This is a genomic window from Massilia sp. YIM B02443, assembly GCF_030411955.1.
Lineage (GTDB): Bacteria > Pseudomonadota > Gammaproteobacteria > Burkholderiales > Burkholderiaceae_D > Telluria.
In genome coordinates this window covers 111,560-130,858 of record NZ_JASNRA010000017.1, presented here as the reverse complement: position 1 = coordinate 130,858, position 19,299 = coordinate 111,560, and the positions used below count along the sequence as shown (strand labels likewise).

Genomic DNA, 19,299 nt, shown 5'->3' with positions numbered 1-19,299 from the left:
GAAAGTAGGTTATCGTCAGGCTAGTTATATGAAAAACCCCATCAGTGATCTGGTGGGGTTTTTTGCTTTGGTAGTGCAAAACATAAATCAGCCGCTGTCATACGGCGCATACAGAAGTAAGCAATGGCGTTGACCCAGCTCAACAGGTGCTTAAATCCATCTTCGATAACCATTCCCACTGGCAGTATTTCCCTTTTGAGCTGGCATGAAGATCACCCGGCTCCTTGCATGGAGGACTGGCAATGGGATACATCATATTCGGACTGTTCGTCCTGTTTATTTATCCGATCTTCATAACCGGGATAATGCTTGGCTCCAAAGCCACACAGATTGAACACCTGGAGCGACAGGTCAGCGAATTACGCAAGGAGCTGTTGCTTACCATCGCCCGGCTCGAGAAGATACTCGCTTCTCCAGGCAACTCAGGTAAACAGTCCGAAACGCCACCTGTCGCCGCTCGTTCAATAACATCAGAGCAGGAGACGAATGCGCCGAAAGTTCTCGAGGACCAGATCGACGCCACTGATTTCGCTCTGCATGCGAAAGCGCCAGCCAATGCAAACGAACCACCGGCTACTCCGTCATATACCTACTCCGTGACGAGTGGCAAAGCTATCAGCGTGTTTGCCAAGCGCACCAAATCGAAGTCGCGGACCGCGGCGACCCAAGCCGCAGACCTATCTACCGCACCCGCGCCCGCGGCACAAAACGACCAACCCGCCGCACCATCCCTCATCGACAAATGGCTGGCCACCGCCAAGACCTGGCTCCTGACCGGCAACCTGGTCGCCAAACTCGGCCTGGTGATCCTGTTCATCGGCGTCGCCTTCCTGCTCAAGTACGTCGCCGCGACCATCACGATCCCGATCGAGCTGCGCCTGGCAGGCGTCGTGGCGGCCGACCTGGGCCTGCTGGCCTGGGGCTGGCGACTACGCACCAGGCGCCGGGAAATCGGCCTGCCGGTCCAGGGCACGGCCATCGCGATCCTGATGCTGGTGATCTTCGGCGCCCACCAGCGCTACGACCTGATCCCCGCCGGCGTCGCATTCGGCTTGCTGGTATGCCTCACGGTGTTCACCTGCCTGCTGGCGGTGCTGCAAAATGCTCCCTGGCTGGCGGCGTTCGGCATCACCGGCGGCTTCGCCTGTCCCTTGCTGCTGTCGACCGGGCAGGGCAACCACATCGCCTTGTTCTCGTATTACGCGCTGCTCAACGCCGGCGTGTTCGTGCTGGCGATCAAGCGTTCCTGGCAGCCGCTGAACCTGCTGGGCTTCGCATTCACCTTTGTCGTCGGCACCGCCTGGGGCGTCCTGCGCTACACACCCGAGAACTACCCGTCGGCGCAAGGCTTCCTGATCCTGTTCTTCCTGTGCTACGTCGCCATCTCGCTCGCCTTCGCCCACCAGCAGCAGGCAAGGCTGAAGAACTACGTCGACGCCACGCTGGTACTGGGCACGCCGTTGCTGGCGTTCGGCCTGCAGGTGGGACTGGTCAAGGACAAGCCGTTCGGCCTGGCCTTGTCGACCCTCGCACTCGGCGGCTTCTACCTGGCGACAGCATTGGTCCTGCTCAAGCGTGGGCGCGAACGCTGGCGCGTCATGCTCGAAGCCTACGCCGCGCTGGGCGTCATCTTCGGCACGCTGGCCATCCCGTTCGCACTGGATGCACGCTGGACCTCGGCCGCGTGGGCATTGGAAGGCGCCGGCTTCGTGTGGCTCGGCCTGCGCTGGCGGCGGGTATTGGTCTGGATCTTCGGGCTGCTGCTGCAATTCGGCGCGGGACTGAGCTTCATTGCCGCCGCCACCGACCTGACGCCGTACGCCGCCACTTCGGCGCACCTGTGGCTGGGCTGCCTGCTGCTCGCCGCGAGCGGCTTCGCCGTAGCGCTCAGCCTGCGCAAGCATGCGAGCGAGAGCGACGGGCTGATCATGCTGGCCGAGAGCTTCCTGACTCTGTCCGCCATCTGGCTGCTCGCCGGATGCTGGACCGAAGCGATCGTGCGCACCGGCGGCGGCGCGCTGGCCAACTGGCTGGTGGCCGGTGCATTGTTCACGGCGCTGCTGCTGTATGGCGTGAGCGTGCGCCTGTCATGGCCCATGGCGCGCCAGCCGGCCCTTGCGGCCCAGATAGCCGGCGCCGTGGCCCTGGGCGTCGTCAGCGCACCGGGATGGTCATGGACCACGATGTTCGAGGCAAACCGCGACGTCCCATTGCTCGGTGTCGTCATGCTGGCGACTGCCGCATACGCGACGGCTCATCTGGCACGGCGCGCGCAGCCGGCGCAGGCGGATCCCGCGCCGCTGGACGCCACGCAATCGCACCCCACGCAGTCGCACCCTACCTTCTCATCCGCCATGCTGCTATGGGCCGGCATCTGGTGGTTCGGCCCCGCCATCAACATCGCCGCCGGCCGCTTGATCGCATATCTCCCGCAAGATCTCGGCAGTCCGACCGCACGCTGGACCGCCCTGTATGCCCTGGGCGTCGCCGCCACCGCGCTCGCCGCCATGTATCTGGCTGCGCGCCTGTCCTGGCCGCAGCTGCGCCGCTCCGCCTTTGTCTGCTGGGGCATGCTGGCCCTGGTCACGGCGGACATCCTGTACACCTTGTATCAGACGCATGCGCTGCCGCAGCCGGCCAGCTGGCTGGCCTGGGCGCTGCTGTGGTCGAGCGGCGAATTCCTGATGGTGCGCTGGAGCAGGGGAGGGCCGGAGATGGGCCGCGGCACGCTGAAACTGCTGCACCTGCTGCGCAGCGGCGGTCCGTGGCTGGCCCTGTGGCCGGCCGGCGCGATCCTGATCGACGGCTGGCTGATGGCGCCAACCCCCGACCCATACGACTCGACGCAAGAAAGCTGGCTCACCGATGCCGCCTGGAGCAATTACCTTCCCACCTGGACCATGATGCTCGCGCTGGTATTCCTGCTGCGCCGCAGCCTCGCAGGCAGATGGCCGGCCACGCCCCTGGCGGACTGGTACCGCACGCGGGTCATCCCGGGCGCGACGACGCTGATGGTGGCATTGGCCGTCTCCTGGAACCTGAAACACGACGGCGGCATGGCGCCATTGCCCTACCTGCCCCTGCTCAATCCGCTCGACCTGACCACCGGCTTCGTGCTGATGCTGGGCGCCAGCGTCCTGCGCCAGCTCACCGGGCCGGCCGCGGCGGATGCGGGACTACGCAGGTCGCTGCAGCAGCTGCGGCTGGCCGGCCTGGCCGGCGCCTATATCTGGTTCAACCTGATCCTGCTGCGCAGCGCCGCCCACTACCTCGGCATCGACTATCGGCTGCCCGACCTGGCGGCGTCGCAGGTGGTGCAAGCCATGCTGTCGCTGGTCTGGAGCGCAAGTGCGCTGGTGCTGATGCGCCTGGCGGCGCGGCGCGCGATGCGAAGCAGCTGGTGGACCGGGGCCGCGATGCTCGGCGTCGTGGTGCTCAAGCTGTTCATGGTCGACCTCGACAACAGCGGCAGCATCGCCCGCGTGGTGTCGTTCGTCGGCGTCGGCCTGCTGCTGCTGTTGGTCGGCTATTTTGCGCCCTATCCGAAGACCGGACAGCGCCCGCCGGCCACACCGCCCACCGCACCCGCCTGACACCGAACCGGAGGACACGATGCTCACTCAGCGCATTGCCCTGGCACTGATCCTGACCCTGGCAGCCCACGTCCACGCCCACGCCGGCGCGCCCGCGCCGCCCGGCGACAAGGCGTCCGACTACTCGCACCTGCTGCCACTGAACGTCGCCGCCAGCCAGGCGGTGGTGCAACTGCGGCTGCCGCGCGCGGTCTACCTTGCCGCGCGTTCGCCGCGGCTGGACGACCTGCGCGTTTTCGACGCCGCCGGCGCGCCGATGCCGTATGCGCTGGTCGATCTGGCGCCGCAAACGTCGGTGAGCCGGCCGAGCGCGCCGGTGGCGGTGTTCCCGGTGCACGGTCCCGCGCGCGCCGGCGTCAGCGTGCAGGAAGGGCTGCAGATCCGCACCGGCAGCGACGGCGCGCTGATCTCGGTGACGGCGCCCGCGCGTGCCGCCGGCGACGAACTTATTAGTCTGGTGCTCGACCTGCAGCCGGCCGCGCGCGCAGCCAAGGTCGGCGCTGGCGCGGCGATCGGCGCCTTGTCCCTGACGCTGCCGCCCGGCGCCGGCAGCTATAACGCGGACATTGCGCTCGATGTCAGCGACAACCTGCAGGACTGGGAAGAACTGGCCGAAGCGGCGGTGAGCTGGCTGGTCAACAGCCAGGGCGCCAGCGTGCAGAAACACCGGATCGACTTCGCGCCGCGCCGGTTTCGCTATGCGCGCCTGCGCTGGCTCGACGGCAAGCCGATCGAGTTCGCCGCCATTCATGCCGAATACGTGGTGCAGCGCGAGGCCGGGCGCCAGGTCGAAACGCTGGTGTTGCAAGGCGAGCCAGGCTCGGAGGCCCGTGACCTGATTTACACGGCGCCGGTCGCGATTCCGGTGGCGTCGGTCGGCCTTGTCTTCCAGGGCCGGAATGTCGTCATGCCGGTCATGATCGGACAATACCAGGCGATGCCGAGCCGCGACCCGGGCGCGCGCACGGTGCTGAAACTGCAGCCGCTGATCAACACCACCTTCTTCCAGCTCGAGCAGGATGGCCGGCGCCGCGCCTCGGGCGACGTCGCGGTGCCGCTGACGCATGCCGCGCGCTGGGTGGTGCGCCCGTTGAACGCGGCCCCCGAGCAGCCGGCATTGCGCCTGGGATGGGAAGCGTCGACCATCGTGTTCGTCGCTTCCGGCAAGGCGCCTTATCATCTGGCGTTCGGCCGCGACGGCGCGCCTCCGGCAGGCGTGGGGTTGCACCAGGTTGCGCCCGGGTTCAGCGAGCGCGAATTGACGGCGCTGACGCCGGCCACGCCGGGTGAGGTCATCGTGCAGAACAGGCTCGAACAAGATGCCGACAGCAGGGAGCGTGGCAGCGCGGCCGGCAACAAGCAGGTCTGGCTATGGGCGCTGCTGGCCGGCGGCGTCGCGGCGCTGGCCGGCATGGCCTGGCATCTGCTGCGCCAGCTGAAAGGCGGCGCATCCGAACCGCCGCCATCGGCTTGAGGCCAGTGAACGCGAGCGCTACTTGAGCGGCTTGGTCGACGCCGTCGGCGCCCCACGCCGCTCGCGCGCGATATCGAGGTCGATGCTGGCCTGGCGCACGCGCAAGGCCTTGGCATACCGATGGCGCGCGCGCAGCCGCGGATTGGTGACCAGCCGTCCGAGCGTCTCGCCGACCACCATCACCACCCCCAGCAGCGGCAGCACCAGCATCAGCCCGACCACGCCGGCCAGCATGCCGCCCACGAAAATCATGATTACCGTGACCAGCGGATGGATGTGCAGGCTGCGCCCCAGCGTCAGCGGCATGAACACGAAGTCGTCCAGCAGCCGCACCAGCACGAACACCACGATCGCGCCGTAGGCCACCAGCGGCGTCGCCGGCGCGTCGGTCGAGGCTACGATCACCACCAGCACGCAGCCGGCGATCGAGCCGACGAACGGCACCCAGGCCAGCACCGCCGAGATCAGCCCCAGCAGCAGGGGAGACGAGACGCCGATGATCCACAGCCCGAGCGCCAGCACCACGGTGTCGAGCACGGTCAGCTTGAGCAGGCCTTCGAAATAGCGGCGCGCGGTCTGGTCGACCTCGTGCAACAGGTACAGCGCGCGCTCGAAATACGCGTTCGGCACCGCGCGCGCCAAGAATTTCTTGAAACGCAGGCCGTCGCGCAGCAGGAAGAAAGTCAGGAAGGGCGCCAGCAGCAGCGACGGCACCCAGGTCACCACGCCGACCACGATCTCGCCCAAGTGGTTGCTGGCGAAATCATTGGTGTAGGCCGCGAAGGCGGTGTTGACGGTCGAGGTCAGGCGCATCTCGGCCAGGATCGGAAACTTGGCTTCCAGCAGCGTCATGGTGTTGCGCACAAATGAGACCCCGCCATCGAGGTACAGGCCGATGGTGGCTTCCCACGAATCTTCTTCCGGTCCGTCGCTCCAGTTCAGCGCCAGCACCATCGCCAGCGTGGCCAGCCCGAAGAACAGCGCGCACACCCACAGCGCGGCCGCATTGCGGCTGAAGCCGGAACGCACCATGCGCTGCATCGGCCGCAGCAGGGCGTAATACAGCACGGCGCCGAAGATGAAGGGCAGGGCCAGCCACAGCAGCTGCTTGACTACCAGCAGCAACAGGCAGGTGGCGGCGATGATGCCGGACCAGACAACCGGTCCGGACCGCTCGCTGTCCATCATGCCGTTCATAGCGCTTCCAGCTGGGGCCGTCCGGTGCCCATCCATTCGCGCAGGCGCAGGCCGATGTGGCGCGCCAGTGCCAGCGAGATCTTGTAGCCGATCACGGCGTCGGTTTCCATCAGGCCCAGGAAGTCGGCGCGGAAGAACACCGCCATCTCGCACGGTTCGAGCGCGCGCGCCTGGGCGTTGCGCGGCGAGTTGTCGAGCAGCGCCAGATCGCCGAAGAAGCCGCCCGGCTCGAGCTCGGCCACCACCTGAGTCATGCCTTCGTGCAGGCGGCTGATGCGCACCCGGCCGCTCATGAGCAGGTACAGTGCCTGGCCTTCCTCGCCCTCGTCGAAGACGATCTCGTCCTTCAGGTAGCGGCGCTCGTGCAGCAGGCCGTCGACGATCTTCAGCTCCAGCGGCGTCAAGGCCGCGAACAGCGAAGAACTTTTGAGCCGGTGCAGACGCGGCGACATGCGGGGAGGCTTGAGGAAGCGGAAAATCACGGTGATTCCAGGTCAATACAGGAAGTTGTCGCTTGATTATCCCTGATCGGATGATGCCGCGCATCAAATTCCCATCCGTGCGCGGCGGGGTGTAGCGGCTCGTTCATACGAGATTCAACTGTGCGCACCGGTTCAGTTGATTCGGTGTAACATAATTCTTTGTGGCAACACAAATTGTCACTAGTATATTTACTGCGTGAGCCGTCGCACGTGGTGATGCCGTGCTTTTTCAAAAGGACAGGCAGTGATCGATCTACACAGTTTTCTTCTTGCACTCGGGATGGGCAACGTCGGCTTCGCCATCCTGATGGCAGGATACATGCGGGGCGCGACGCCCAGTGCCGGCCTGCGCCTGTGGATGTGGGCGCGCCTGGGCATCGGCGTCAGCCAGCTGGCCGGCTGGGCTCGTCCATTGCTGGGCCTGCCGTTGCTGGGCAGCCTGGAAGGCATCGGCTGGATCCTGGCCGTCGCGCTCGAGATGGCCGCTTACTGCGTCTTCTTCGGCTTCACGCGCTGGGGCCGGATCGTGTCCCCGGTCACCGGCCTGTCGTGCGCGATCGTGATCGCGGCGGGCGCCGCCGGCGCCACTCATGCCCAGCTGAGCGCGCTAGTGGCGAGCGTGGTCGCCCTGTTCGCGGCCGCCATGGCCTGGGTGCTGCTGCGCCGTCGCCACGCTTCGCTGCTGCAGCGGATCATCGGCGTCAACGACGCCTTGTTCGCGCTGGCGGTCGCGGCCTGGGCCAGCTCGACGCTGCAGGGCGACGGCGCGCTCGACCGCAACGTGGCCCAGCAGGCGGCCTATCTGACCGGCTACCTCCTGATGATCGTCAACGGCTTCGGCTTCCTGCTGCTGTGCAAGCAGAAGGACGACAGCCGCATGGCGCACCTGGCCACCACTGATTGCCTCACCGGCCTGCCCAACCGCCACGCGTTTCTGGAGCGCGCGGAAGGCGCGCGCCAGGCGGCCCAACGCCAGCGCCAGCCCCTGGCGCTGATGATGATCGACATCGACCACTTCAAGCAGATCAACGACCGCTGGGGCCACGCCAGCGGCGACGACGCGCTGGTGGTGTTCGCGCGCACCGCGCGCCAGGTGATGCGCGAGCACGAGACCATCGGCCGCCTGGGCGGCGAGGAATTCGCGATGATGCTGCCGGCGACCGGCCTCGAGGCCGCGGTGCAGGCCGCCAACCGCCTGCGGCTGGCGGTGCGCGCGGCCACCGTGATCACCAGCGGGCCGTCGTACACGATGACGGTGAGTATCGGCGTGGTCGTGCTCGATCCGAACGAAGACCTGGGCGATGCGCTGGCACGCGCCGACCATGCGCTGTATGCCGCCAAGCGCGAAGGGCGCGACCGGGTCGAGATCGGCGACCCGCTGCGGCGCCGCGCCTGAAGCCTGAAGCCGATCGCTTCAAAACCGGAAGCGGAAAAAGAAAAAGGGTCCGACGAATCGGACCCTTCTACTTTTGAAGCTGGCGGAGCGGACGGGGCTCGCCGACATTCTGCCGGCCGCGGATTCCCTTGCAAGGGAATCCCTTCTCGCCCACTCTCGTGTTCCCCGCAGGGGGAACACTCTTACTGCTATATGCTGGCGGAGCGGACGGGGCTCGCCGACATTCTGCCGGCCGCGGCTTCCCATGCAAGGGAATCCCTTCTCGCCCACTCGCGTGTTCCCCGCAGGGGGATCACTCTTTCTGCTATATGCTGGCCGAGCGGACGGGGCTCGAAAACGCGACCCCCCGCGTGACAGGCCGGTATTCTAACCAACTGAACTACCGCTCCTTTCGATTCGATCAAACTGCGACCGGACCGTCGAACGTGAAAAGAAGAAGGGCCCGACACAGCGGACCCTCTTCCCTGATACTGGCGGAGCGGACGGGGCTCGAACCCGCGACCCCCGGCGTGACAGGCCGGTATTCTAACCAACTGAACTACCGCTCCTTTCGATTCGATCAAACTGCGACCGGACCGTCGAACGTGAAAAGAAGAAGGGCCCGACACAGCGGACCCTCTTCCCTGATACTGGCGGAGCGGACGGGGCTCGAACCCGCGACCCCCGGCGTGACAGGCCGGTATTCTAACCAACTGAACTACCGCTCCGTTTACTCTGATCATTACTTCGATCAACCATCGAAATGTTTGGTGGGCGCTGAGAGGCTCGAACTCCCGACCTAATCCTTGTAAGGGATCCGCTCTACCAACTGAGCTAAGCGCCCATTTCGTGGTTTCTATCCGACGCTTGTCATTGCGTCCGAAGAGGCCCGAATTATAGAGGCTCCCTTTCGAAGTGTGCAAGGGTTTTTCAAAAAAAACCATATGCCCGTTTTGTCACGTTCATTCGCACCATCAGGGTGCCTCGGGAAAGCGCAACCCCGGCTTGATGACGAAAAGCGCATATGCATGTGTTGTAATCGGATCAGGCGGCAGTGTTTTACTTGCAGTTGCAGGGAGCGATCACGGACAATACCGTCTTTGACAAGTCGGCAACTACAACATCGACAAGATGCGCGCCCCAGATGCGCGAGCCGAAGGCGGCCATATCCGCTTGCGCTCTCCCTTGATGGAACATTCCACGGGAGGCAGCGTCCATAAGAAGAGAAACGGGGACATCGGTTCTTTTTTTAATCAACAGGAAAACTCCATGATCAAGATGTCCAAGATGCACCAGCGCGTTATCAGCGCGCACGGCGCAGCGCTGGCCTTTACCGCATTGATGCCGATCGCACAGGCGGTGGCGCAGACGACGACCGCACAAGCCGCTCCCGAGCTGCAGTCGGTGACCGTGACGGCCCAGCGCCGCACGGAAAATATCCGCGACGTGCCGGTGTCGGTCACCGCGCTCAAAGGCGACCGCCTGGACGTCCTGGTCTCCGGCGGCGAAGACATTCGCGTGCTGGCCAGCAAGGTGCCGAGCCTGAACATCGAATCGTCGAACGGCCGCACCTTCCCGCGCTTCTACATCCGCGGCTACGGCAACACCGACTTCAACACCTTCGCCTCGCAGCCGGTCTCGCTGGTGTACGACGACGTCGTGCAGGAAAACCCGATCCTGAAAGGCTTCCCGATCTTCGACCTGGCCAGCGTCGAAGTGCTGCGCGGCCCGCAGGGCACCCTGTTCGGCCGCAACACCCCGGCCGGCGTGGTCAAGTTCGAATCCGAGAAGCCGAAGCTGGGCAAGGTCGAGGGCTACTGGAACGCCTCGCTCGCCACCCACACCACCGCCAACGCCGAAGGCGCCGTCAACGTGCCGCTGTCCGATAAATGGGCGATGCGCGTGTCGGCCGTCGGCCAGCACCGCGACGACTACGTGCGCAACTACGCCGACACCGGCATGACCCAGGAACGCGGCAAGCTGGACGGCTACAACGAGCACGCCGAGCGCGTCCAGTTCCTGTACCGCCCGGACGAGAACTTCAATGCCCTGCTCAACCTGCACCAGCGCCAGACCACCGGCAGCGCGCGCCTGTTCCGCGCCAACCTGATCAAGAAGGGCAGCAATACCTTCGCCGCCGGCACCGACCTCGACCGCATCGTCACCAACGGCCAGAACGACCAGAGCCTGAAGACCAATGGCGCCAACCTGCGCCTGCAATGGGACATCGGCGCGTTCCGCCTGTTCTCGATCACCGGCTTCGAGCACATCAGCAACTACAGCAGCCGCGGCGACATCGACGGCGGCACTCCGGCCGGTCCGGGCTTCATCCCGTTCCAGGTCGAGACCAACGGTTATATCAGCGACCTCGACCAGTACACCCAGGAATTCCGCCTGGAGTCGAAGAACGAAGGTCCGTTCAACTGGCAGACCGGCGTCTACTACTTCGATGAAGACGTCACCGGCGGCAGCGACAACTTCGAGAGCGTCAACTACAGCCGCACCTCGCGCCTGGTGTCGAGCCAGCAGAACAAGGCCTGGGCCGTGTTCGGTTCGGCGACCTACAACCTGACCCCGGACTGGACCATCCGCGGCGGCGTGCGCTACACCAAGGACGAGAAAGAGTTCCAGACCCTGGTGGCGGACAACGTGGTGCAGATCGGCCCAAGGTCGGTTGAAGCGGACAGCAGCAAGACCAGCTGGGACGTCTCGGCAACCTACAAGCTGAACAACAACGTCAACCTGTACGGCCGCGCCGCCACCGGCTTCCGCGCCCCGAGCATTGCCGCCGCCTCGGCATCGGTGCCGATCACCGTGGCCGACGCTGAGACCATCAAGTCGGTCGAACTGGGCGTGAAGGCCGACCTGTTCGAACGCCGCGCACGCACCTCGTTCTCGATCTACGACTACACCATCGAAGACCAGCAGCTGACCGTGGTCGGCGGCAACTCGAACGTGAACCGCCTGATCAACGCCGACAAGACCAAGGGCAAGGGCGCCGAGTTCGACTTCGAAGCGGCCGTCAGCACCGCCCTGCGCGTGAGCGCCGGCGCCAGCTACAACTACACCCAGATCCGCGACGGCAGCCTGTCGGTCAACACCTGTGCCCAGTGCACCATTACCGATCCGATCAACGCCGCCGGCCGCGTCGAGATCAATGGCAACATGCTGCCGCAGGCGCCGCGCTGGACCTTCAACGCGACCGCGCGCTACGGCGTGCCGTTCGCGGACGGCGAACTGTACGTGTTCACCGACTGGTCGTACCGCAGCAAGGTCAACTTCTTCCTGTACGAAGCGGCCGAGTTCACCGGTGCGCCGCTGACCGAAGGCGGCCTGCGCGTGGGCTACATCTTCGCCGACGGCAAGTATGAAGTGGCAGCATTCGGCCGCAACATCCTCGACCAGCGCCGCATCACCGGCGCCATCGACTTCAACAACCTGACCGGCTTCACCAACGAGCCGCGTCAATGGGGTCTGCAGGTCAAGGGCAACTTCTAAGTTGCACGCTCTGGCCGGGTAATATCGGCCGGATGTAGAAGGGGCTGCGCACAGCGCAGCCCTTTTTCATTGCGCAGCCCTTTTTTTCTCCGGCGCTCGTTCAGCGCAGGCTGCCTTCCTCGACCATCGTCTCCCTGGCCACCTCGGCCACCTGGCGGTCATCCTCGGTCAGGCGCACCGTCTTCCAGCTGCCGCGCGCGAACCACGCCACCGACACCAGCGCCACCGCCACATTGGTCACCGGGAACGACCACCACAGCCCGTCCGCGCCCAATGTGGTGTGCTTGGCCAGCACATAGGCCAGGGGAAACTGGATCATCCACTGCGACACCATCGCGATGATCATGGCGCTGAGCATATTGCCCGAGGCGCGGAACGCCGACACGATGCACAGCTGGATGCCGATCCCGCCCCAGGCCAGGCACATGATGCGGATGAAGTGGGCGCCGCCTTCGATCACCGCAGCGTCGTCGGGAATGAAGAAGCGTACCAGCCACGGTGCGCACAGCCAGGCGATGCCGCCCAGCAGCGTCAGGATGGCGAAGCTGGCCACCGTGCCCAGCCAGGTAATGCGCTCGGCGCGCGCGGTGTTGCCGGCGCCAATGTTCTGCCCGACCAGCGTCGCCACCGCCATCGCGATGCCCATCACCGGGATCGTGATCACCTGCAGGATGTTGGAGCCGACGCCATAGGTGGCGATCGCCAGCGTGCCGAAGCTGGCCACCAGGAACGACATCACCATCAGCCCCAGCGCCCGGGTCGACAGTTCCACCGACCCCGGCAGGCCGAGGAAGAAGGCGCGCTTCAGGTACACCGGATCGGGCTTGAAGCCGCGCCAGGACAGCGCGATGCCGTGCCGCCCGCGCAGGAACACCAGCATGCCCAGGCCGGCCGCCAGCGCCTGGGTGATCAGGGTCGCGTAGGCCGCGCCCATCACGCCCTGGCCGGGGATCGGTCCCCAGCCGAAGATGAACAGCGGATCGAGCACGAAGTTCAGCAATACGGTGCCGGTCACGATCATTAGCGGAATCCGGGTCTGGCCGACGCCGCGCATCAGCGCCTGGAACATGGCGTACATGAACACGAACAGGATGCCGACGAATGACACGCGCAGGAAGCCGAGCGCGCCGCTATACACTTCGGGCGCCACGCTGAGCAGGTGCAGCAGGGTAGGGGCCAGCATGAAGCCGATCGCGCCGAACATGATCGAGGTGATCACCACCATCAGCATGGTCTGCGCCGCCACATGGTTGACCATGTCCTGGCGCCCGGCGCCGGCGTACTGCGCCCCCATCGTGGCGCCGGCCATGGCCAGGCCCGAGCCGAGCGCGATCACCAGGAAGGTGACCGGGAAGCTGACCGAGATCGCGGCCACCGCCGAGGCCCCGAGCCGGCCGACCCAGAAGGCGTCGGTCAGCTGGTAGCCGGTCTGCAGCAGGTTGGCGAGCATGATCGGGACCGCCAGCGTGACCAGCGCGCGGGGAATCGAGCCTTCGAGGAACAGTGTCTTGCGGTCGGATTTCATGCATTCATGCTAAGCGATCCGGATAAAGCATGATGTCCGCCAGACGCTTCCGGTTACTCATTGATATCCACCAAGAGTGTGGCTCAAGAAATTTTGTGAATTAACTGAACAGCCAAAGAAACGATGTTTTTACAGATTTCACCTTTGTGACTGTTGTACAGACGCCGAAAACCGCTGAATTTTCGCTTCGGCTGCTCTTCCTTTAGGGCTACGCTGGACCAGCCGCGTTCAGACGGCACCGGCTCCCATGCGGGCCATACAACGACACGGGCGAAGCTCTTCGCCCGACGGAAAAATCTAAATAAGGAAGAACCATGAAGCAAGCGCATTCGATTCATCCTGCAATGTTGAAGATGTGTGCAGCGGTCTCGCTGGCGATCGCGGCGTCCTCGGCCCTGGCGACCGCGGGCGCGGTGGGCCAGGCGGCCGGGCAAGCCGAAGGACCCCAATTCATCCTGGAGACAGACCGTATCATCGTGAAGTACAAGGACGCCAAGGCCGCCGCCAGGGGCGTCGCCGCGCGCGTGGCGCCGCTGAGCGGCAACCGCAAGGCCATCCTCGACCGCGCCGGCCAGCAGTTCGGCATCGTGGTGCGCGAAAGCCATGCAATCTCGACCGGCGCCCAGGTGTTCAACCTGGACCGCAAGCGCGGCCTCAAGGAAGTGCAGTCGCTGGCGGCCGAAATGATGGCGCGCGATCCGTCGATCGAGTACGCCGAGCCGGACCGCATCATGACCCACATGGCCACCGCCAATGATCCGCGCTACGGCGAGCAGTGGCATTACTTCGACACCACCGGCGGCCTGCGCCTGCCGGCCGCCTGGGACAGCTCGACCGGCAGCGGCGTGGTGGTGGCCGTGATCGACACCGGTTATCGTCCGCATGCCGACCTGAGTGGCCAGTTCCTGCAGGGCTATGACTTCATCAGCAGCGCCGCCATCGCCAACGACGGCGGCGGGCGCGACAGCGACGCCAGCGACACCGGCGACGCCGTCACCGCCGGTTCCTGCGGCAGCGGCCAGCCGGTGCGCGACCAGACCTCGAGCTGGCACGGCACCCACGTGGCCGGCACCATCGCGGCGCGCACCAACAACAGCGTCGGCGTCGCCGGCGTGGCCTACAACGCCAAGATCGTGCCGGTGCGCGTGCTGGGCAAGTGCGGCGGCTACACCTCGGACATCGCCGACGCCATCACCTGGTCCTCGGGCGGCACGGTGTCGGGCGTGCCGGCCAACGCCAACAAGGCGCGCGTGCTGAACCTGTCGCTGGGCGGCGGCGGCTCGTGCGACGTCACCACCCAGAACGCCATCAACGGCGCCCGCTCGCGCGGCGCGGTGGTGGTGGTGGCGGCCGGCAACGACGCCACCAACGTCAGCAACGCCAGCCCGGCCAACTGCTCGGGCGTGATCGCGGTGGCCGCCACCGGCCGCACCGGGGGCCGCGCCTCGTACTCGAACTACGGCACCCTGGTCGACGTGGCGGCGCCAGGCGGCGACGGCAGCTACAGCGTGCTGTCGACGCTCAATAGCGGCACCGGCGCTCCGGCCAGCGACAGCTATGCCGGCTACCAGGGCACCTCGATGGCCACGCCGCACGTGGCCGGCGTCGCGGCGCTGATGCTGGCGCTGAACGCCAACCTGACGCCGGACGAGATCGAAGCGCGGCTGAAGTCGACCGCGCGCGCCTTCCCGGCCAGCTGCTCGGGTTGCGGCAGCGGCATCGTCGACGCGGCGGCGGCCGTGGCGTCTGCCACCGCACCGGCCACGCCGACGGTGACGCTGGCCGAGAGCGAGGCCAACGACACCATCGCCACTGCCGATCTTGTTTCTACCAGCAACACCACGGTCAGCGGCAATATGGGCAGCACCACCGACAGCGATTATTTCCGTGTCGATCTGCCGGCCGGCAAGACGCTGGGCGCGACCCTGACCCCGGGAGCGAGCACGGCCGACTACGACCTGTACGTCTACAACGCCAGCGGCACCCAGCTGGCCAAGAGCGAGAACAGTGCAGGGAAGGCCGATAGCATCAGCCTGTCGAACACCGGCAGCGCGGCTGCGGCACGCTACGTGCGCGTGGTGTACTACAGCGGCGGCACCGGATCGACCAACGGCCGCTATACGCTGAAGCTGAACTGGTAAGCGCATCTGCAAGCCATCCGGCTTGCCAACAACGCGATTTGGAACGATACTGTATGCAACTACAGTAGTCGTTCCCATCGCCGGCATTCCACCCGTGGGGCGGCCTCGCCAGCGTGAACGCCCCAGTCCGAAAAATCATCCATTGCGATTGCGATTGTTTCTACGCGTCCGTCGAGATGCGGGACGACCCGTCCCTGCGCGGCCGGCCGCTGGCGGTCGGCGGGCGCCAGGACCAGCGCGGCGTGGTCGCCACCTGCAACTACGAGGCGCGCCGCTACGGCATCCATTCGGCGATGGCCACCGCCACCGCGATCAAGCTGTGCCCGGACCTGCTGGTGATTCCGCCGGCGATGGAGAAGTACCGCATCGCCTCGCGCCAGATCATGGACATCTACCAGGACTACACCGAGATCGTCGAGCCGCTGTCGCTCGACGAAGCCTACCTGGACGTGACCAACTCGCCGCACTGCAAGGGCAGCGCCACCCTGATCGCGCAAGAGATCCGGCGCCGCATCTTCGAGACCGTCGGCATCACCGCCTCGGCCGGCGTGGCGCCGAACAAGTTTGTGGCGAAAATCGCCAGCGACTGGAACAAGCCGGACGGCCTGTTCCTGGTGCGGCCGGAAGAAGTCGATGCGTTTGTCGCGGCGCTGCCGGTCAAGAAGCTCCACGGAGTGGGCAAGGTCACGGCAGAAAAGATGAACCGGCTCGGCCTGCAGACCTGCGCCGACCTGCGCGCCTGGACCATGGACCAGCTGCAAGAGCACTTCGGCAGCTTCGGCGCCCGCCTGTATGAGCTGAGCCGCGGCATCGACGGTCGCGAAGTCAACGTCTCGCGCGAGCGCAAGTCGATCAGCACCGAAGAAACCTATACGCCCGACGTGCCGGACCTGGCCGGCTGCCTGAAATTGCTCCCCGAACTGCACGAACACCTGCTGGGCCGCATCAAGCGCGCGAATGCCGAAAAATTCATCAACAAGCTGTTCGTGAAAATCAAGTTTTCGGACTTCCAGCAGACCACCGTCGAGTGCGTTGGATACGCGCCACATATCCCGACCTATGCGCGCCTGATGGAGACCGGCTGGGCGCGCGCCAGCCGGCCGGTGCGGTTATTGGGCGTCGGCGTGCGCCTGAGCGACACCGAGATCGTCGAGCAATTACGGCTGTTCGACGATTCTCTGGACGACTCGACAACACATTAATTTTCCCCCGTCCCTTTATGCGGATATTTCTGCGCAGCAGCGTAAAATATCGTTCCTTTGAAATAGAAACAATCGGATAAACCTATGTGGTTCAAGAATCTTCAGATCTACCGTCTTCCCGCACCATGGAACTACACCCCCGAGCAACTGGAAAAAGCCCTCGAACCGCAGAGTTTCGTTCCCTCCGAAAGCAATGAACTGCTGCGCCAGGGCTGGGATGCGCCGCGTCCGAACGGCGGCCTGGTGCACACCGTGAACAAGCAGATGCTGATCATGCTCGGCACCGAAAAGAAACTGCTGCCGGCATCGGTCATCAACCAGGTGGCCAAGGCCAAGGCGGCCGAACTGGAAGAGCAGCAAGGCTTCCCGCCAGGCAAGAAGGCAATGAAAGACCTGAAGGAGCGCGTGGCCGACGAACTGCTGCCGCGCGCCTTCACCCTGCGCAGCAATGTCTGGACCTGGATCGACCCGGTCAACGGCTGGCTGGTGGTCGATGCCGCCAGCCCGGCCAAGGCCGATGACGTGGTCAAGCTGCTGCTGAAGGCCGTGGACAAGATGCCGCTGGAGTCGCTGCGCGTGCAGAAGTCGCCGGTGGCCGTGATGACCGGCTGGCTGGAAGCGGATGAAGCGCCGTACGGCTTCACCATCGACCAGGACACCGAACTGCGCGCCACCGGCGAAAGCCGCGCCGCGGTGCGCTACGTCAAGCACACGCTGGAACCGGACGACATCCGCCGCCACATCGCCGCCGGCAAGCAGTGCACGCGCCTGGCCATGACCTGGAACGACCGCATCAGCTTCGTGCTGACCGAGTCGCTGGCGATCAAGGGCGTCAAGCCGCTGGACGTGATCAAGGAAGGCGAAAGCCCGACCTACAATGACGAAGAACGTTTCGACAACGACGTCGTGCTGATGACGGGCGAGCTGGCCAAGATGCTGGCCGACGTGGTGGACGCGCTGGGCGGCGAAGCGAAAGCCTGATTGTTCGATCCGCCATCTGGATGGCGGATCGATATGACGGTGGACGACTCCGCCGTCCACCATACGTAGGGTTGGCGGGTTCCCCGCCGACGCGTTCAACATACGCTGGCACATCGTACGGCAAATTGACGGCCGGTTGGACGCGTCGGCGGCAGAGCCGCCAACCCTACGGTTTACTTGGCAGCTGCAATCTCCTCACTGGTCGCTGGTTCTTTCTTGCCGCCTTCCGACGACCCGTTCTCCAGTTCGCCACTGGTATAGGTCGGCCCCTGCCGCTTCTGATGCGGCGCCGGACGGTTCGGCAACGGCGGCAAGGCCTTCGCCTTTTCCAGGTCGATCCCGGCAACCTCGGCCACGCGCCGGCCGTAATCCTCGTCGCAATGCCACAGGTGCCACACCATGCGCAGCTGGATCGGCTCCGGGCACTGTTTCAAATCCCCGCCGACGTTGGCCACCAGGTCGTCACGCTCCCAGTCCTCGAAGGTCCGGTAGCGCACGCCTGCCTGGTGGTAATCCGACTGCGTCGTGGTGGTCTGGTAGCGGCCCAGGTGACCTTCCACCCACTGGTGGTATTCGGAGCCCGGCGTCTCGGCTTCCTGGTAGCCGCCCATCAGGCTCGGCTCGTAGTTGATGTGCTTGTTCTCATCCTGGCTGCCGTCGACGCCGTCCACATAGAAGGTCATCTGGCCGTCGCGCTGGTTGGTGCGGGCGCGGGCTTTTTCTTGCGGGGCATTGATTGGCAGTTGCAGGTAGTTCGGCCCGACGCGGTAGCGCTGGGTGTCCGAATACGACAGGGTGCGGCCCTGCAGCATCTTGTCGTCCGAGAAGTCGATGCCTTCGACCAGCACGCCGGTGCCGAAGGCCGATTGCTCGGTTTCTGCAAAGACGTTGTCCGGGTTCTTGTTGAGCACCATGCGGCCCACGGGCAGCAGCGGGAACTGGTCTTCCGGCCATCGCTTGGTGTCGTCCAGCGGGTCGAAGTCGAGCTCGGGATGTTCGCCGTCGGCCATGATCTGGACACAGAATTCCCATTCCGGATAGTCGCCGCGCTCGATCGCATCGTACAGGTCGCGCGTGGCGTGGCTGGTATCGCGGCCCTGGATCTCGGCGGCTTGCGCGCTGGTCAGGTTGCGCACGCCCTGTTTCGGCTGCCAATGGAATTTGCACAGGTGCGCCACGCCCTGGTCGTTGACCAGTTTATAGGTGTTGACGCCCGAACCTTCCATCTCGCGGTAGTTGGCTGGAATGCCCCATGGGCTCTTGACCCAGGTAATCATGTGCAGCGCTTCCGGATGGCTGCAGATGAAGTCGTAGAAGCGCCACGGCTCCTGCTGGTTGGTGACGGGATCCGGCTTGAAGGCGTGGATCATGTCCGGGAACTTGATCGCATCGCGGATGAAGAACACCTTCAGGTTATTGCCCACCAGATCCCAGTTGCCGTCGACGGTCTTGAACTTGACGGCGAAGCCGCGTGGATCGCGCGCCGTTTCCGGCGACTCCTTGGCGCCGATCACGGTCGAGAAGCGCACGAACATCGGGGTCTGGACGCCGGTCTCGTTGAGCACGCGGGCGCAGGTGTATTTGGAAGCCGGTTCATTGCCGATCTTGCCGTAGGCTTCGAAGACGCCGTGGGCGCCGGTGCCGCGTGCGTGGACAACGCGCTCGGGAATGCGCTCGCGGTCGAAGTGGGTGATCTTTTCGATGAACTGGTAGTTCTCGAGCGTGGCCGGGCCACGTTCGCCGACGGATCGCAGCGATTGATTGTCGCGGACAGGATGACCCTGGCGCGTGGTCAAGGTGGGGCGCTGTTCGTTCATTGCCTGCTCCTTCT

Annotated in this window: 11 protein-coding genes and 3 tRNA genes; 7 read left to right on the top strand and 7 right to left on the bottom strand. The window is 65.1% G+C overall.

From position 1 onward, the window contains the following. The first annotated feature begins 620 nt into the window (after window positions 1-620). Together QPK27_RS17840 and QPK27_RS17835 are read left to right on the top strand one after the other, a co-directional pair. Window positions 621-3,593, top strand: a complete 2,973-nt coding sequence (locus QPK27_RS17840) for a DUF2339 domain-containing protein (protein ID WP_290419591.1) — start codon at window positions 621-623, stop codon at window positions 3,591-3,593. 19 nt (window positions 3,594-3,612) lie between these two features. After that, window positions 3,613-5,067: a DUF3999 family protein gene (locus tag QPK27_RS17835; protein WP_290419590.1), complete on the top strand. Its 1,455-nt coding sequence runs from the start codon at window positions 3,613-3,615 to the stop codon at window positions 5,065-5,067. 18 nt (window positions 5,068-5,085) lie between these two features. On the opposite strand, the gene QPK27_RS17830 is transcribed toward QPK27_RS17835, so the two are convergent. Next, window positions 5,086-6,264 (bottom strand): AI-2E family transporter, encoded by a 1,179-nt coding sequence (locus QPK27_RS17830; protein WP_308633534.1) that lies wholly within the window; start codon window positions 6,262-6,264, stop codon window positions 5,086-5,088. Continuing rightward, window positions 6,261-6,746 carry a cyclic nucleotide-binding domain-containing protein gene (locus tag QPK27_RS17825; RefSeq protein WP_290419589.1) on the bottom strand — a complete coding sequence of 162 codons (486 nt, stop codon included), beginning with the start codon at window positions 6,744-6,746 and terminating at the stop codon, window positions 6,261-6,263. Before QPK27_RS17825 ends, QPK27_RS17830 begins: the two co-directional genes overlap by 4 nt. Window positions 6,747-6,990: 244 nt before the next feature. Between QPK27_RS17825 and QPK27_RS17820 the strand changes: the two genes are divergently transcribed. Then, on the top strand, window positions 6,991-8,142 hold the full coding sequence (locus tag QPK27_RS17820; protein ID WP_290419588.1) for a GGDEF domain-containing protein: 1,152 nt from the start codon (window positions 6,991-6,993) through the stop codon (window positions 8,140-8,142). A gap of 471 nt (window positions 8,143-8,613) precedes the next feature. Here the strand turns inward: QPK27_RS17820 and QPK27_RS17815 are convergent. The 3 genes from QPK27_RS17815 to QPK27_RS17805 all read right to left on the bottom strand — a co-directional run bounded on the left by QPK27_RS17815 (window position 8,614) and on the right by QPK27_RS17805 (window position 8,965). After that, window positions 8,614-8,690: transfer RNA gene (locus tag QPK27_RS17815), tRNA-Asp, on the bottom strand. 82 nt (window positions 8,691-8,772) lie between these two features. Continuing rightward, window positions 8,773-8,849 (bottom strand) — tRNA-Asp (locus QPK27_RS17810). 40 nt (window positions 8,850-8,889) lie between these two features. After that, window positions 8,890-8,965 (bottom strand) — tRNA-Val (locus tag QPK27_RS17805). Window positions 8,966-9,390: 425 nt separating this feature from the next. Here QPK27_RS17805 and QPK27_RS17800 point away from each other — a divergent pair. After that, entirely contained in the window at window positions 9,391-11,619 is a 2,229-nt protein-coding gene (locus QPK27_RS17800; RefSeq protein ID WP_290419587.1) for a TonB-dependent receptor, read from the top strand. Between the two features lie 100 nt (window positions 11,620-11,719). Here QPK27_RS17800 and QPK27_RS17795 read toward each other — a convergent pair whose 3' ends face one another. Continuing rightward, on the bottom strand, window positions 11,720-13,144 hold the full coding sequence (locus tag QPK27_RS17795) for an MATE family efflux transporter (protein WP_290419586.1): 1,425 nt from the start codon (window positions 13,142-13,144) through the stop codon (window positions 11,720-11,722). A gap of 314 nt (window positions 13,145-13,458) precedes the next feature. Between QPK27_RS17795 and QPK27_RS17790 the strand changes: the two genes are divergently transcribed. From QPK27_RS17790 to QPK27_RS17780, 3 genes are all read left to right on the top strand, one after another. After that, on the top strand, window positions 13,459-15,285 hold the full coding sequence (locus QPK27_RS17790) for a S8 family peptidase (RefSeq protein WP_290419585.1): 1,827 nt from the start codon (window positions 13,459-13,461) through the stop codon (window positions 15,283-15,285). Between the two features lie 113 nt (window positions 15,286-15,398). Then, window positions 15,399-16,487, top strand: coding sequence for a DNA polymerase IV (gene dinB, locus QPK27_RS17785; RefSeq protein WP_290419584.1), 1,089 nt, complete (start codon window positions 15,399-15,401; stop codon window positions 16,485-16,487). A gap of 84 nt (window positions 16,488-16,571) precedes the next feature. Next, the gene (locus tag QPK27_RS17780; RefSeq protein ID WP_290419583.1) at window positions 16,572-17,468 is read left to right on the top strand and encodes a recombination-associated protein RdgC; all 897 of its coding nucleotides are present in this window, start codon (window positions 16,572-16,574) and stop codon (window positions 17,466-17,468) included. A 173-nt stretch (window positions 17,469-17,641) separates the two neighbouring features. On the opposite strand, the gene QPK27_RS17775 is transcribed toward QPK27_RS17780, so the two are convergent. Next, complete coding sequence (locus tag QPK27_RS17775) at window positions 17,642-19,285, bottom strand: catalase (RefSeq protein WP_290419582.1); 1,644 nt, start codon at window positions 19,283-19,285, stop codon at window positions 17,642-17,644. Window positions 19,286-19,299 lie beyond the last annotated feature (14 nt).